The organism is Nitrosopumilus ureiphilus, assembly GCF_013407185.1.
GTDB lineage: Archaea > Thermoproteota > Nitrososphaeria > Nitrososphaerales > Nitrosopumilaceae > Nitrosopumilus > Nitrosopumilus ureiphilus.
The window spans coordinates 1,477,027-1,492,919 of sequence record NZ_CP026995.1; the positions used below are offsets into that span (position 1 = coordinate 1,477,027).

Below are 15,893 nucleotides of genomic sequence, written 5' to 3' on the forward strand. Positions count from 1 at the left end.
TAAAATTTAACTACCGAGATACGGATCATAATTATGAAAATAATCTCTTTGTTCAGTGGAGCTGGTGGGCTAGATCTAGGTTTCAAAGAGGCTGGTTTCGATTGTGTTCTCGCATCTGACATTATGCCCCATGCTGAATCAACCTACAAAAAGAATTTCCCTGAAGCAAAATTCATAAAAAAAGACATAAGATTGCTTAGGGTAGACGAAATTAAAAAGGCTATTGGGAATCAGAAGATCGATGTGATAATTGGAGGTCCACCCTGCCAGGGATTCTCCAATATGGGAAATAAGAATTCTGCCGACCCAAAAAATTATCTTTTTGAAAAGTATGTTGATATCGTCAACGCTGTTCAACCGAAATGTTTTGTGTTTGAAAATGTAAAGGGTCTGTTTACAATGTTTGAAGGCAGGTTCTTCGATAAAATAGTTAATTCATTTCTAGAAATAGGATATGACATTTTCTATAGTATGATTGACTCTTCTGATTACGGTGTGCCACAAAAGAGAGAACGCATAATAATTGTGGGGTCTAAAATTGACCGCCCATTTAAATTTCCGCAGCCTAATGCCAATCCATTTGGAAAAATAACATCGTACAAAAATGTAGGCAAAGCGATAAATGACTTAATCAAGAGGAAGAAAATTCCAAATCACATTCCTCTGAACCATAGTGAAGTTGTGGTAAAAAGGTATAATCTTATACCCGAAGGTGGCAAATTGCCCAAGCCCGAAAATCTGCCTAAAGAAATAAGGCGGAAGAATTTCGGAAACACCTACACAAGGCTGAGCAGAAATGATGTTTCATCCACTATTGTCCCAGGAAATAATGCTCTTCCAGTTCACCCTACCTTGAATAGGAGTCTAACCCCAAGAGAAGCTGCGAGAATCCAAACATTCCCGGATGACTTCATATTCGATGGGGACAGGCGCTCCCAATGCATATTAGTTGGCAATGCCGTGCCTCCTCTCTTGTCAGCAAAGATAGCAGAGTCCGTATCTAATTTCATGATGGGGACAAAATACGAGGGTACCGAACCTGATGGTGAAGCTCATGTAGGAACAACATTCTCACGTGCAAAAAACAATCCGACAAAATCAGGTAGAGCAACCTTGAAATTTGCAGATCTATTTTGCGGTGCTGGTGGTTTTACACAGGGGTTGGAATCTGCCGGTCTTCAGTGTGTACTTGGAGTTGACAATGACGAGCATGCTGTTGCTGCATACCGATTAAATCACAAACACCATGAATGTTTGAATTTGGACCTGTCATCTTTGGAAAATCAGAAGATAGTATCTAGACAGTTGAAAAAGGAAGGAGTTGACCTAATAGTAGGAGGTCCGCCCTGTCAGGGATTCTCGATATTCGGAAAAAGAAGATTCGTTAACACAAGAAAACATGATGTTAAATCAGACAAGAGGAACGACTTAGTTTTCGCCTACGCCAACATAATAAAAAATGTTAAACCAAATTGGTTCATAATGGAAAATGTTCCTGGCATTATGTCTGCACGCAATGGGGCCTACATAGATGCCATAAGAAAGTTTTTCACCAAAAACAAGTATAGAACCGAAATCAAAATCATCAATACCGCGGATTACGGCGTGCCACAAAAAAGAAAACGTTTCATCCTTTTTGGAACTAAAACCGATTTGATGATTCCGTGGCCGAAACCAAAGTTTTTTGAAAACCCAGAATCATGGCAACTTCCACATAGGACGGTCGGCGAAGTTCTGAATGACTTGTCCAACAAATCAACCGTTGGAAGATACAAGAATCATTTCGTTCCAAGCCACTCAAAAGTTGTTTCCAAGAGATTCTCATACATTGAGGAGGGGGAAAAACTAAATGTCGAGTCTTTACCAGATAATCTCAAAATAGGAACAAAAACTGGAAAGCCGATTTCCAACTATAGTGGTGTTTACAGGCGGCTTCACAGGGACAAACCAGCTAACACAATCGTCCCAGGCCACAATGCTCTTCCAGTTCACCCCACCCTTAATAGAACTCTTACAATAAGGGAAGCTGCGAGAATCCAAACATTCCCGGACAATTTCGAATTTGTGGGTCCAATAGTACAACAAGGACTCCAGGTTGGGAACGCATTTCCATGTTTAGTTGCACAAATAGTTGGTGAGAGATTACGAACCGTAGTAAATAAAAACTGGAATACAGACAGAGCAACCAACTTGGCTAAATATTCCATGTTGGAGAAATAGAATAATGTCAGTAAATCATCATCTTTTAGCCAAGACTGCAACAGATTCCATATTGAAAAAGTTCAAGGAAGGTAATTGGAAATGTTGCGGCAATATTGGAACAAACTTCTATCGAACTGGTGTAGATGCTTCCTTTCCATCCCCGGATGCAGCATTTTATGATAATGGCAACAAGATCATGGTATCATTCGAATTCAAACCCCCAACAGAGAATAAGAGAGGGATTCTCACTGGCCTGGGGCAATCAATAGCTTATTTGAAAACCAGTAGCATTTCATATTTAATCATCCCTAAAAAACTGGAAGACTTCGACTTACAAGACTATATGAAGAATTTATTTTCAAATTTGGTCGGAGGCAAGCTCCCCATAGGCCTGATTGCTTATGATAATGATCACCCATCAGAAGTTTCCGTGATCCACAATGTAGATAGTCTGTTAGAAGTAAAGAAGTTTAACCAGATATCTGAAGGCCGTTTCTGGGCGAAACACCAAGATCTGCCAATCCCATTGTTCCATTTGATACTTCATTGTTATTATCTCAAGAAGATAGGTAAAGTACCAGGTGATGCGTTTGCAGATTGTTGGAAAAATTACCTATTCAAATCAAATTCGTTAAAAACCTTAGAACCTACTGATGTCAAGGACATAAGAGACGAAGTAATCAAGACTTTAGCTGGAAGCAAAAACATTAGGTTTCTAGAGAAAAACCTGAAAAAAGCAAAAAAGTTGTCAGGGGAAAAACAAAAAGAAGCAATATCAAAATTGAAAAAAGATTCCAATACAGAATTCGTTGGCGACAATTATTATAATTCTCTAAAAAAGAACTTCGTAACATTTTTGAAGCATGTTGGATTAGTTGAGTCAACTGGAAATCTAACTGAATACGGTGTTAAGCTTTATCATTTGGGATTGATGAACGGCCCTAACAGCAAAATATTTCAAGATTATTTCTTGAAATGTGTACTGGAAACAGGACGTCATTTGGACTTAATTTTTGACATCGATGGATTATGCAACGAGTACAGAGGTAAAATGACTACAAAAGAAATCACATCAAAAATGAATGATGATTATGAAAAAGGGGGCATGATAAAGCGAAATCCAAATAGAAATGCCGGCAAGACTAGTAGGGTAGGATTTCTCAAATATGAGTTCATATTATGGAGATCTTTGTCTTTAATAGAAAAAACTAAAGGAAAGCCGGATATTTCTTTTAACTGGAAAAAAATAACTGAGGTTTGTTCTTTACCAGAATTATGACTAAAGTTCCACAGAAATTATTGATGGAAATACAGTCGAGGCAAGAGCAGAACGTTCTGGAAAAGTTGAAGGGTTAAAAGAGAATAATACGTTTTAACATTTGTATTAAATTAGGATTGTTTTTTTAATTATCTGGGGCTCGTAGCTCAGCTTGGCTGGAGCGTTCGACTGATAATCGAAAGGTCATGTGTTCGAATCACATCGGGCCCATTAGTTTTTTCTTTATTATTTTAGAAGATAGGAATTTCAATACTATTAGTTCTCAAATATTGTAACAATTCATTGAATTTTTCTTCCAACTGAGTATCTTTTCAGAAAGTTTCTTGATGTTCTTCTCCACTGTCTCAAAGTCAGATATTGTAAGGTGGGGCTCAGCATCAAGATACATCTCCCTCTTCTTGCCCTCAGGTAATTGGTAATACGTATCAAGATAGAAACTGTGGCCCATTAATGCCTCGGCATAGTCTCTACCGCAGACGTTTCCAACTATAGTCCTGAAGTATTTCCTGAACGCATGAAAGTGGATTACCCTCTTTCCGTTCTACATCCTTGCGTCAAATTCTGGCACCTTCTTGATTGCTAATTCTAGGCTATTCTGAAGCAGAGTCTCTGCTGCAAAGAACGGCCCCACAACGCAATCTTGTGTGGTATTATTTTTTCAAAATATGATTTTTCAATTTTGTGATGTCATAATGGATCTAGAAATCAGTCACTAGTTAAAAGCCCTGATCATCTGAGAACTCTTTTTGACCAGACGGGAATTTTTGCAATTAGCAGTCACGATACTAAATGTACTACAACTCAGATAATATTTTTTTCAATGTTTGCCATGATGTTTGGATCACAATTTACAAGCTCATCGATTTTCTCACAAGTCTCTACAAACCATTTCTGCAGTTCTCGCAAAATCAGATCATGCTGTTTGATCCTCAAATATGCAGAATGTGGGATGTAGACTTTTTTTGATGATTTCCTGCAAACGTAGCCTCTCTTTCTTAATTGTACAGTTGATGCCATTCTAAGCCGAGCTTGGGAGTAAACAGCATCCAGTTTTTCTAAAAATCTCGGTATTGGATAACTTCCGTTTTTTGGGTTTGGAAAGTTTGATTGCATTACATAAATTTCAGATAATGCACATAATGACAAAAAAGGAATGCCAAATTTTCCAGCAACAACGACATATCTTCCATAATCAGTCAGGGCACATGTAGAACCATCAACGGTTATCAATCCACGTTTGATTAATAATTTGAGAGGGCGCAGATCAAAATTATTTGGAAAGGAGGTAACCGGGCCCTTGAAAACATATTTCAAAATTTTCTCAGTTGAGCTGTCTTTGAAAACACAGGAGCCTCTATGAATGATGCAGTCAATCTCATTTATGGTTTTTTGCGTGAGTGTGTATCTCAATTTACAGCTTGCTGTTTGTAAATATCACGCCGCTTAGATTGATTTTTTTCTTTTTTGCGTTGTTTAGAATGGTTTGAAGCTGATCTGTATTAGAAAATTTTTTCATAAAGGCGTTTCCATCATTTCCCAAGTCAAGATGTTTTGCTGCCGCATTTGGAAACACAAATGCCTGGGATCCAAGATCACCTACCAGAGTAATAACTTTATTTTTGTTTTTAATTTCTGCGACTCTGCCAGTTTTTGTATTTACAATCATTGGTTTGCGGCGTGTCTCCCTGTCTCCTTCAATGTACAAAATATTTGAGAATGTCTTAGTAAGGCTTGCTGCTGTTTGCGCAGTTTTTTTGGAAGGTTTGGTTGCTGGTTGTTTGAGATGGTTTTCAGATATCTCTGCAACATTCACAACATCTGCAATTTTTACCTCTTGGTTTTTTTCTGTCTTTTCTGCAAATTCACTTAACGTTACATCTATAACATCAGGATTAGGCCATGCAAATTTTGCATCAGATATGGTCTCCATCATAATTAGGGCTATGATTGCTTCAGATGCAATACTTTGTTTTGAGATTGGTATTTTTGCAATCTTGGCAGGAATGTAAGAAGGCATGAAAACAGACGTCAATCTCTCTGAAAGATACTCGTTGAGTTGTCTTAGTTTTTTGATTGTTTTTTCATCCAATGGAAGTCGCAGAATCTTTTCAGTTTCAGTATTATTTAGCAAGAACATACGTATTGCCTTGCTTTCATCAATTCCTCGCTCACCAAGAAAGTCAATGGCATCACGCACCAAAAGTGGATCAAATGAACTGGGGTCCTTGTTTTTGCGAACATGCTGAACTACAGCATCAGTTAATGTATCATATTCAGTAATGTTTACCTGAACGTCATCTAGACCTATCTGCTTGCATGCACGATAGACTTCGTCACGAGTAATGATGTAGTGTTTTCCGTTAACCTTTCCAACCTCAATTACAGGCAAATCTTGAGGGAAGGTTGATGCAATGTTTGCATACTGATCAATGATTTTCTTTGTAGGGCTTGTCACATTTGCAGGAAGTGTATACAATGATGACACCGTGATTGTTTGAACTGTTTCTTGCATTAAAGACCAATCCTCTTTTTTGCAATCAATATTGCTTTTTTGGCATTTGTATCAGAATTTCCAGTAAGTCTAGGAAATACCTTGATAGCAAACGTCCTAATAATTTGAAACTGTTCAGCAGTGAAATCATTTTTTATTGCAATCAATGCAGAGTTTAGATAGTATTCTGCTGAATGGTCTCTGCTAGTGTTGATTCCAATCTTCTGCAATACTGGAATCCCTTCAATTATGATTGAGTTTGCCTCAGATACTACGCTAAGAAAGTTTGGGACGTTTTTCACATTGAAGTTTAGTTTGATTAATTGAATCACTTGTTTTTCAATAAGAGGGAATTTATTTTTTCGACACGTATGAAATATTGCAAGACATGATGCTTTTGCTTTTGTTAGGTTTGTCTCTTTTTTCAGAACCTGGTATGTTTTCCAGATATCTTTTCTGATAAACTGCGGGATTGTAAGCTTGTCACATATGTTTGAAAGTGGTGAAACATCTGAGGAATGGATGTGAATTTTGGGGTTCAATATATTCAGCTCATTTGATGGACCGCCAAGCTCTGTCTCAAGATACAGATTCAGTTGTGATGAATTTTGTGTTTCTTGAAGAATTTCTCTTCCTTGAACTGTACCGCATTTACTGCAGAAAATCTCACCGGTCTCATCAGTTATCAGGCTTGAAGGTAAACAGTAACAGGATCTTTCTATAAACCATTGTTCAGGTGCACATCTAGAAACATTTTTCATAATTTACAGAATGACTCCAAATATATTATCTTTATGGAATTATTCCATAAAATTCCATAAAATATTTATTAATTTATATGGAAGTTTTCCATAATATTCCATATGCCTGAGGGATGGAAGACTATCACCATACGAGAAGAAGTCTTTGACAGGATATCAAAAAAACACAGCGAGTCAAAAACATCATTGAAGATAAGTCCCTGGGTGTCAGATTATCTTGCAATGAATCTTGAGAAAGATGATCTTGTACACAGATATGCCCCATTTTTGGAAGTGATAGGAGAACCCAGTAATGTGTTGTATATCAAAGATCACAAAAAGGGGAAGATAATAGAAGTACGGATGAACAAAACAGGAGAGTTGAAGAGTACTGATGAGAATCCAATATATCTCCAATTTGCGTGGGCATTACCAGAACTTGCAAAATTAAAACAGAAGATATAATTCTTCAAGTATGAAATAACTTTTTGTATTTAGCAAAAAATATTTTCAATTTGAAATATTTTAGTTTCATGATCACCCCTAGTGAAAAACTCTTCGGATAACTCTGTTTTGTAAATCTGTTACAATCACAATCTGCCACTAGATATGTTTCTGGCGTCATACATCGATTCCAATTTTTGACACTGTTCATTCTTGAGTAGATTTGCCTGGCTTTTTCCTGTTGTTAATTTAAGGGCAGGAAGAAAGCCACAGGAACCAGATATCGATGAGTACTATCGACACATGCACATGCGGATTATATTTCATTTCTAGTTAGTATACATCAAGATCTATAAAAATATTACCCAGTGTTTTAATAGATTTTATATAAGAATTAAATAATACACTGGTTATATTATGTTATGGTGTCAGTGATTCAAAGAAAAAAAGGAAAAAGAACATTTCACTATCTCATACACAATACTGGAAAAAAACAATATGAAAAGTATCTTGGTAAGACGATACCGGATAATATCGAGATTCTGAAAAGAGATTTTGAGATGGATGTTTTGAAAAAAACATACGAACCAGAATTAATTTCCATTAAAGAAGGGTATGATAGCCAGCATGACACACTAAAACAGAAATTTCTTGACGAGTTCTCAATTGGGTTTACACATGACACTCAAAAAATTGAGGGCTCTACATTAACGAAAAGGGAGACTTATGATTTGTTAAAATTCTCACTTACCCCTAACCGAAAATCCGAGCCAGATATGATAGAGGCAAAACTACATCATGCGATTTTCCTAAAAATGATTAAAAATATTCCCGAGTTTAATGGAAAGATTGTTTTGAACTGGCATAAAGAAATGTTTGAAAAAACTATGAAAGAATTTGCTGGAATAATAAGAACATATAATGTGTTTGTCACAAACAGTGAATCCAAATTTACTCACTGGAAATTTGTTCCAAACTTCCTAAAGGAATTTTATTCATGGTATAAAAAATCAGAAAAAACAACAAATCCAGTAATTTTATCTGCATTGGCTCATTTTCGTTTTGGAAACATACATCCGTTTGGAGATGGAAACGGAAGAATTTCCAGGCTGATAATGAATTATGTGCTGATCAAACACAACTATCCTCCACTTAACATAAAGTTCTCAGACAGGACATCATACTATGACGCACTTGAAAGAGGCAATCTAAGAAATGATGAGATCTATTTTCTAAAATGGTTTGTAAAATTCTACATCAAAAATAACAAAAAATATCTGTGACTCAAATTATCTTTTCAATCTCATTTATTTTTTATAATCTATTTGTGATGGATTATCTTGGAATGGATTGAAGAATAGAACTTTGTAGTTGTTCTGAATTAGTAAGATTCTTCTGAATTACTTCTTTCAAAGAACCTACAAGTAAATGATCCACTCAGGACAGTATTTTTACAGTATACCAATCGGATTTATTAATTTTTTTGGAACAGCACCATTTTTTGCCTCATAATTCTCAAATTTGGGAATAAATCAGATATCTATCCTATACGGCCAATATTCAGACAGGTTACTCTAAAATTCAATAATCCTAAATTAACGATATTTTCTTGTTTTCATCATGACATCCAAAGTAAAAGATGTGAGGTACTGGGCGTGGAAAGAGATCCTACAGATATAATTAGATTTATTTACTATACGTAAAATAACGGATTAATTATGGCAGATATAGATAAAGCTGCAATTGCATTTTCAATTGCAATCGTAGCTATAGGCGTAGGTGCTGCATTCTCTTTGGGTGCGGCTCAAGATGCCGCACCTGTAGTCTCCACTCCAAGTGTTTCAACTAAAACAATAGAGCCAAAAATACAAGCAGACCCATTTGCAGATATTGCAGATAAAGTAAGGCAAGAAGCTCCAAAAGTTGAAGAGAAGAAGATGGAAAAACCAGCAGAAAAATCTGTAAAAGTTGAAGAGAAAGCAGCCATGGAAAAAACTAAAGAAAAATCCACTATGGAAAAACCAGCAGGACCAAAAACATATTCTGTTAATATTCCAGCAGGTACTTCAGTTCCAGGATGTGAAGAATCTAATGCATGTTACATACCAGCAGACATCACAATTAATGCTGGAGATACAGTAAATTGGATTAATGCAGACTCAGCAGCTCATACAGTGACTGGTGGAAATCCAGTAGATGGCCCATCTGGCGTATTTGATAGCAGTCTAGTCATGGCAGGTGCAGAATTTGCATTTACCTTTAGTGATTCAGGCAACTATGATTACTTTTGTATGGTACATCCTTGGATGGTTGGCAGTGTTACAGTGAACTAACCAAAAACTTTCCTTTTTTCTTATTTTATTTTGTTTTTTCTAATTGTTCTATTATATGCCACACCAAACCTATGAGTTTCATCTCTAGCATGCTGTAAAATTTTCAGAGAGGGTTTCTCTCTAGAAATAACAATTGGATTTTTATTTTTTGGGACATAAACTTCTTCATTTTCTTTTGCCAAAGAAATACACGGTAGTTTCAATCCCAAAGACTCTAAAGAATTAATTGCAGAATTAAGTTGACCTTTTCCACCATCAACAACTACCAAATCAGGTAATTCAGAATTTTCTTCCAGTAATCGATAGTATCTTCTTTTGATTATTTCGCCAATCATTGCAAAATCATCTCTTCCATAGACAGTTTTAATTTTGAATTTTCGGTATCCAGATTTGTTTGGTTTTCCATCTACAAATCTAGACATCGAGCCCACTGCAAAATCCACTCCATGGTTAGAAATATCAAAGCATTCAATTATTTTAGGGATTTCAGGCAAATTTAGAATTTCTTTTAATTCAACTAATCCAGGATCGCCACCCTTTGAATGAATTAATTGAATATTTTTCAAAATCAGATTAATAATATCCCTTCTTTTTCCTTTGGTAGGAGTGGAAATTTGTACATTAAATCCTGCTTGCTCTGAAAGTAAAGATTCCAATAACGCCTTATTTTCAGGAATCTCGCTGACTAGAATGAATTTAGGAATTTTGTGAGTAGAGTAATACTGGAAAAGGAAATTTGAAAAAGAATTATCAGCCACCAGATCAAAAAAGAATTTATCACTGTCTCGAATCACACCATTAATCATTCTAAAATTCATCACAGTTGCAGATTGTTCTTGAATACCAATTCCAAAATATTCCTCATCAGATTTGTCAACATACTCCATTTTTTGCTTAGTCTGAAGGCTTCCAAGTCTAACCAGAGTATCACGAATGTCTTTTGCCCGCTCAAATTGCTGTAGTTCTGCGGCTTGATGCATCTCCTCTTCTAGTTTTTTTGTAAAAATTTTTGTTTGATTTTTACCCTTTAGAACATCCTCCAAGGCAGAAACATGTTTTACGTATCTTTTCTGAGCATCATTGAATTCACAAGGCCCCTCACAATTTCCCAAGTGGTATTCAAGACACACTTTTTTTGGTAAAGTTTTGCAGATTCTAATTTGGAATGCTTTTCGCAGAGTTCCAATAGTGAGTAACTTTGAGCTACCCTGGGTAAAGGGGCCAAAAGTTTTTCCTTTACCCAAAAATTTTCCATCTCTAGTTCTTCTTGCAACTAGTAATCGAGGGTATTTTTCATCAGAAATTCTAAGATATGTGTACCTTTGTTGATCTTTTAGTTCAATATTGAATCTGGGGCGATATTTTTTAATCATATTTGATTCTAAGAGAAAAGCCTCACTTTCATTATCTGTTAAAACAAATTCAATGTCTGAAATTTTTTCCACGAGTTTTTGTGTCTTGTAGTTTTGATTTTTTGTAAAATATGATTTAACTCTGTTTTTCAAATTTTTTGCTTTGCCAATATAGATAATTTTTTCATCAGAATCTTTCATCAGATAGATTCCAGGATTGGTGGGAATGTTAATTGTGGAAAGATCAAAAGTCATTTTTTAATAATTTTTTTCAAAAACTTTCCAGTATAACTCCCTGGCGCCTTTGATACATCCAGAGGCGTACCCGTAGCCACAATTTTACCACCCTCATCTCCTCCTTCAGGTCCAAGATCAATTAGCCAGTCAGAATTTTTGATTACATCCATGTTATGCTCAATTACTACAACAGTATTTCCCAAGTTTGCCAATCGATTAAGAACCTCAAGTAATTTTTGAACATCTGCAAAATGCAATCCTGTTGTTGGCTCATCTAAGATATAGAGAGTTTTTCCAGTACCACGTTTAGATAGTTCTGATGCAAGTTTAACTCTTTGTGCTTCGCCACCAGAAAGTGTAGTTGAGGATTGCCCAAGTTTGATATAACCCAATCCAACATCATATACTGTTTGCAGTTTTCGTTTAATTGAAGGAATATTTTCAAAGAAATTTAATGCCTCATAAACTGTCATATCTAAAATATCTGAGATGTTTTTACCCTTGTACAACACAGATAATGTTTCAGTGTTGTATCTTTTTCCTTTACATTCATCACATTTTACATAAACATCAGATAAAAACTGCATTTCAATTTGTTTAACGCCATCTCCATCACATGCAAAACATCTACCATCAGCTACATTAAATGAAAATTGTCCTGGAGCATAACCACGCTCTTTTGATAATGCCGTGTTTGCATATAGTTCTCTAATGGGAGTAAAAGCCCCAATATAGGTTGCAGGATTTGAACGGGGCGTTCTTCCAATTGGTGATTGATCAATTGCTATGACTTTATCAATATTTTCTAAACCAACAATCTCTTTGTGATTACCTGGCCTGACATTTGTTTTGTAAAAATGGCTTTCCAAGGTTTTAAGCAATACATCGTTAATCAAAGTGGATTTTCCAGAACCCGAAACTCCAGTTACAGATACGAAAAGCCCCAATGGAATCTCCACATCGATATCTTTAAGATTATTTTCTGATGCTTTTTTAATTATTAATGAGCCAGACCTGTTGCGAATTTTATTTTGTAATGATATCAGAGAGTTATCCTTTAGATATGCGCCGGTAATAGAGTCACTCCCATTAAGAATTTTATTCACAGTTCCTTCAAAAACCACGTTTCCTCCATGAACGCCTGCACCAGGCCCCAAATCAACTATCCAGTCTGAATTTCGTATAACTTCTTCGTCATGCTCTACTACAATAACAGAATTTCCTAGATTTCGTAGCTTGTTTAGCGTTTTAATTAATCTAGCATTATCACGTTGATGCAATCCAATTGTTGGCTCATCAAGAACATACAAAACACCAGTCAAGTTAGAGCCAATCTGGGTTGCCAATCGAATTCTTTGAGATTCCCCTCCAGACAATGTGGAGCTTAACCTATTTAATGACAAATAATTTAATCCCACATTCATTAAAAATTCTAGACGTTCTTTGATTTCTTTTAGAACATCTTTTGCAATGTATTGTTCGTTTTCAGTTAATTTTAGAGTGGAGAAAAAATCATAACAATGATCAATGGACATATTGCAGACATCCATTATTCCTTGCTCATTGATTTTTACTGCAAGAGATTCAGGTTTTAATTTTTTACCATCACATGTGGTACATGGAGTATCGCGCATGAATTGTTTTAGCCATTCTCGTTTTGATTCAGAATCAGTCTCCATAAAGACTCGTTGAAGATTTACTAGTACGCCTTCAAATGCATCAGTATACTGCCAAGATGAATCTCCAGATTTTGACCGATACTTGAAATCAATTAAATCAGATGTACCATGTAAAATAATATCAAAATGTTTTGGTTTAATTTTCTCCAAAGGAGTCATTAAATCAAAACCAAATTTCATTCCAACCGCTCTTAATGCTTGTCTTCTAAATGATGAGAATCGTCCACTCCATGGAACTATTGCTCCATCTAAAATCGATTTTGATTTATCAGGAATTACTAAATCAGCATCAAATTCCATCTTTACCCCCAAACCATTACAGGTTTTACACATTCCAAATGGTGAATTAAAAGAAAATGAACGCGGCTCTAATTCACCAACCGTCAATCCACAATAGGGACACGCATTATTTTGGGAGAAAATTTTTTCAGTCTTGTCAGTTGCAATCATTACGTCCCCCTTTGATGCTTTTATTGCAGTCTGAATTGCCTCAAAGATTCTAGATCTCTCAGATTTTTCAGTGGTAATTCGATCAACGATTATCTCGATATTGTGCCATTTTTGACGATCAAGTGGCGGAATCTCATCATCTAGGCTCAAAATTTCGCCATTTAGGCGTATTCTAGAATAGCCATCCTTTTTGATTTGCTCAAATAATTTCTCATATGTCCCTTTTTTTCTTTGAATGATAGGGGCCAAAACAAGGATCTTTTTTCCTGAGAAATCTTTCAGTACAGAATCACATATTCTCTCAACTGATTGTGTGGATACCTTTCTACCACAATTAGTACAATATGGAATTCCAATTCTTGCATAAAGTAATCTCATGTAATCATAAATTTCAGTGGTGGTACCAACAGTAGAGCGAGGATTTTTACTAGTGGTTTTTTGTTGAATGGAAATTGCAGGAGACAGTCCTTCAATAGAATCAACATCAGGCTTGTCCATCATTTCTAGGAATTGCCGCGCATATGCAGAAAGTGATTCAACATATCGTCTTTGTCCTTCTGCATAAATTGTGTCAAAGGCCAATGTGGATTTACCAGATCCTGACAAACCACTAATTACAACTAGTTTATTTTTTGGAATATCAATATCTAAATTCTTTAGATTGTGATGTCGAGCTCCACGAATTTTTAATTTATTTTCTGCCATCTTTGAATTGAATCTCCTTTTCTAGTCTTTTTATTCTATCTCTGCATTCAATTGCACGCTCAAAGTCCAATTCTTCAGAATATTTTTTCATTTGAGCTTCCAAATCAATAATGTCGTTATTTAGATCATGTGTGGATTTTAATTTAGATTCATCTAAGGTAGTTTCTTGTTCTGGTACTGATTTTATGATAGTTTTAGGCGTGATATTGTGTTTAAGATTATATTGAATTTGTTTTTCTCTTCGACGTTTTGTTTCATTCATTGTATTTATCATAGATTGTGTATTGTTATCAGCATACATTATCACAGTCCCATTTTCATTTCTTGCTGCACGACCACAGGTCTGAATTAGACTGGTAAAGTTTCTTAAGAATCCTTCTTTATCTGCATCTAAAATTGCTACTAGTGATACTTCAGGAATATCCAATCCCTCTCGAAGCAGATTGATTCCAACAAGAACATCAAATTCTCCAAGGCGTAACTGCCTGATTAATTCAGTTCTTTGCAACCCTTCAATTTCTGAATGCATGTATCTGACCCGGACTTGTTTTTTGGAGAGATATTCTGCCAAATCTTCTGCCATTCTTTTAGTAAGAGTAGTCACCAAAACACGCTCAGATTTGGCTGCCCTTTTGTTGATTTCATTAATCAAATCATCCATTTGGCCCCTGGTGGGCCTAATTTCCACTATTGGATCAAGTAGACCAGTAGGTCTTACAAGCTGCTCGACGATTTTCGATGAGATTTTTTTCTCGTAATCAGATGGAGTTGCAGAGACAAATATTGTGTTTTTGATGTATTCTTCAAACTCCTCAAATTTTAGGGGCCTATTGTCATATGCACTTGGCAGTCTAAATCCATAAGTTACAAGTTCTTTTTTTCTTGAGTGATCCCCTTTGTACATCCCATGAAGTTGAGGCAATGTTACATGAGATTCATCAATTACCAAAAGATAATCATCTCCAAAAAAATCCATCAAACAGAATGCTTTTTCCCCAGATGATCTTCCATCAAAATGTCGAGAATAATTTTCAATTCCAGAACAATATCCTAATTCCTCAATCATTTCCAAATCATATTTTGTTCGCATTTCAAGCCTTTGTTTTTCTAATTCATTTAATTCCGGCAATCGTTTTTGCAATTCTTTTTTAATTGAATTAACAGCTTTTTGACGGACATCTTTTGCAATAAGATAGTGTTTTGCAGGGAAAATCTTCATTTGAGATACTTTCTTTTTTTCTTGTAAAGAAACATGATCAAGTAATGCAATTTTTTCTATTTCATCACCAAACAGAGAAATTCTCACTAGGTCTTCAGAATATGCAGGAGTTACATCAATGGTGTCACCTTTTACTCTAAAGTTTCCTGGTGCTACTTCAGTATCATTTCTTTCATATCTTGCATCAATGAATTTTCTAATTATCTCTGTTCGTTTAATTTCTTCTCCAGTCTTCAATGTTATTGCCAAGTCCTCCCAGTCCTTTGGATTTCCCAGAGAGTAAATACATGAAACAGTAGAGACAATTATGGTAGGCTCTCCTGATAGAAGCATTGCAGTTGCTTCTAGTCTTAATTTTTCAATTTTTTCATTAATTTGAGTATCTTTTTCAATATAGGTATCAGTTTGAGGAAGATAACTTTCTGGCTGGTAATAATCATAATATGAAACAAAATAACCCACGTTGTTTTTTGGAAAGAACTGCTTGAGTTCCGAATAAAGTTGAGCAGCCAAAGTTTTGTTATGAGAAATTACAAGGGTGTTCTTTCCTGTTATTGCAATTACATTTGCAATAGAGAATGTCTTTCCACTTCCTGTAACTCCAAGTAATGTTTGAACGGATTTTTTCTTTACACCGTCAACTAGAATACCAATTGCTTGAGGCTGATCCCCTGTAGGAGAATAGTCAGACACCAATTCAAATCTAGATGTTTGCTCCAACATCTACAATCTTTGAAAACTGAACTTATAGCTAACGTTTCT

Annotated in this window: 12 protein-coding genes and 1 tRNA gene; 6 read left to right on the top strand and 7 right to left on the bottom strand. The window is 35.6% G+C overall.

Going from position 1 to position 15,893, the window contains the following annotated elements:
• Positions 1-33 precede the first annotated feature (33 nt).
• The 3 genes from C5F50_RS08745 to C5F50_RS08755 all read left to right on the top strand — a co-directional run bounded on the left by C5F50_RS08745 (position 34) and on the right by C5F50_RS08755 (position 3,691).
• A complete protein-coding gene (locus C5F50_RS08745) occupies positions 34-2,220 on the top strand; it encodes a DNA cytosine methyltransferase (protein WP_179370977.1) in 2,187 nt (728 codons plus the stop codon).
• A gap of 4 nt (positions 2,221-2,224) precedes the next feature.
• Positions 2,225-3,481 (top strand): hypothetical protein, encoded by a 1,257-nt coding sequence (locus C5F50_RS08750; RefSeq protein WP_179370978.1) that lies wholly within the window; start codon positions 2,225-2,227, stop codon positions 3,479-3,481.
• Between the two features lie 135 nt (positions 3,482-3,616).
• Positions 3,617-3,691: transfer RNA gene (locus tag C5F50_RS08755), tRNA-Ile, on the top strand.
• Between the two features lie 52 nt (positions 3,692-3,743).
• Here C5F50_RS08755 and C5F50_RS08760 read toward each other — a convergent pair.
• The 4 genes from C5F50_RS08760 to C5F50_RS08775 all read right to left on the bottom strand — a co-directional run bounded on the left by C5F50_RS08760 (position 3,744) and on the right by C5F50_RS08775 (position 6,733).
• Positions 3,744-3,929 carry a hypothetical protein gene (locus tag C5F50_RS08760; protein ID WP_179370979.1) on the bottom strand — a complete coding sequence of 62 codons (186 nt, stop codon included), beginning with the start codon at positions 3,927-3,929 and terminating at the stop codon, positions 3,744-3,746.
• 353 nt (positions 3,930-4,282) lie between these two features.
• Positions 4,283-4,891, bottom strand: a complete 609-nt coding sequence (locus C5F50_RS08765; RefSeq protein ID WP_179370980.1) for a hypothetical protein — start codon at positions 4,889-4,891, stop codon at positions 4,283-4,285.
• Position 4,892: 1 nt separating this feature from the next.
• Positions 4,893-5,993 carry a hypothetical protein gene (locus C5F50_RS08770; protein ID WP_179370981.1) on the bottom strand — a complete coding sequence of 367 codons (1,101 nt, stop codon included), beginning with the start codon at positions 5,991-5,993 and terminating at the stop codon, positions 4,893-4,895.
• Positions 5,993-6,733 carry a hypothetical protein gene (locus tag C5F50_RS08775; protein ID WP_179370982.1) on the bottom strand — a complete coding sequence of 247 codons (741 nt, stop codon included), beginning with the start codon at positions 6,731-6,733 and terminating at the stop codon, positions 5,993-5,995. Before C5F50_RS08775 ends, C5F50_RS08770 begins: the two co-directional genes overlap by 1 nt.
• A gap of 102 nt (positions 6,734-6,835) precedes the next feature.
• On the opposite strand from C5F50_RS08775, the gene C5F50_RS08780 reads away from it, so the two are divergent.
• From C5F50_RS08780 to C5F50_RS08790, 3 genes are all read left to right on the top strand, one after another.
• Complete coding sequence (locus C5F50_RS08780; protein ID WP_179370983.1) at positions 6,836-7,177, top strand: hypothetical protein; 342 nt, start codon at positions 6,836-6,838, stop codon at positions 7,175-7,177.
• A gap of 401 nt (positions 7,178-7,578) precedes the next feature.
• A complete protein-coding gene (locus tag C5F50_RS08785; protein WP_179370984.1) occupies positions 7,579-8,439 on the top strand; it encodes a Fic family protein in 861 nt (286 codons plus the stop codon).
• Positions 8,440-8,874: 435 nt separating this feature from the next.
• Complete coding sequence (locus C5F50_RS08790; RefSeq protein ID WP_179370985.1) at positions 8,875-9,489, top strand: cupredoxin domain-containing protein; 615 nt, start codon at positions 8,875-8,877, stop codon at positions 9,487-9,489.
• Between the two features lie 20 nt (positions 9,490-9,509).
• On the opposite strand, the gene uvrC is transcribed toward C5F50_RS08790, so the two are convergent.
• The 3 genes from uvrC to uvrB are packed head-to-tail and all read right to left on the bottom strand — an operon-like array spanning position 9,510 to position 15,854.
• A complete protein-coding gene (uvrC, locus tag C5F50_RS08795) occupies positions 9,510-11,096 on the bottom strand; it encodes an excinuclease ABC subunit UvrC (protein WP_179370986.1) in 1,587 nt (528 codons plus the stop codon).
• Entirely contained in the window at positions 11,093-13,912 is a 2,820-nt protein-coding gene (gene uvrA, locus C5F50_RS08800; RefSeq protein ID WP_179370987.1) for an excinuclease ABC subunit UvrA, read from the bottom strand. Before uvrA ends, uvrC begins: the two co-directional genes overlap by 4 nt.
• On the bottom strand, positions 13,899-15,854 hold the full coding sequence (uvrB, locus tag C5F50_RS08805; protein ID WP_179370988.1) for an excinuclease ABC subunit UvrB: 1,956 nt from the start codon (positions 15,852-15,854) through the stop codon (positions 13,899-13,901). The genes uvrA and uvrB overlap by 14 nt, the downstream gene beginning before the upstream one ends.
• Positions 15,855-15,893: the final 39 nt, after the last annotated feature.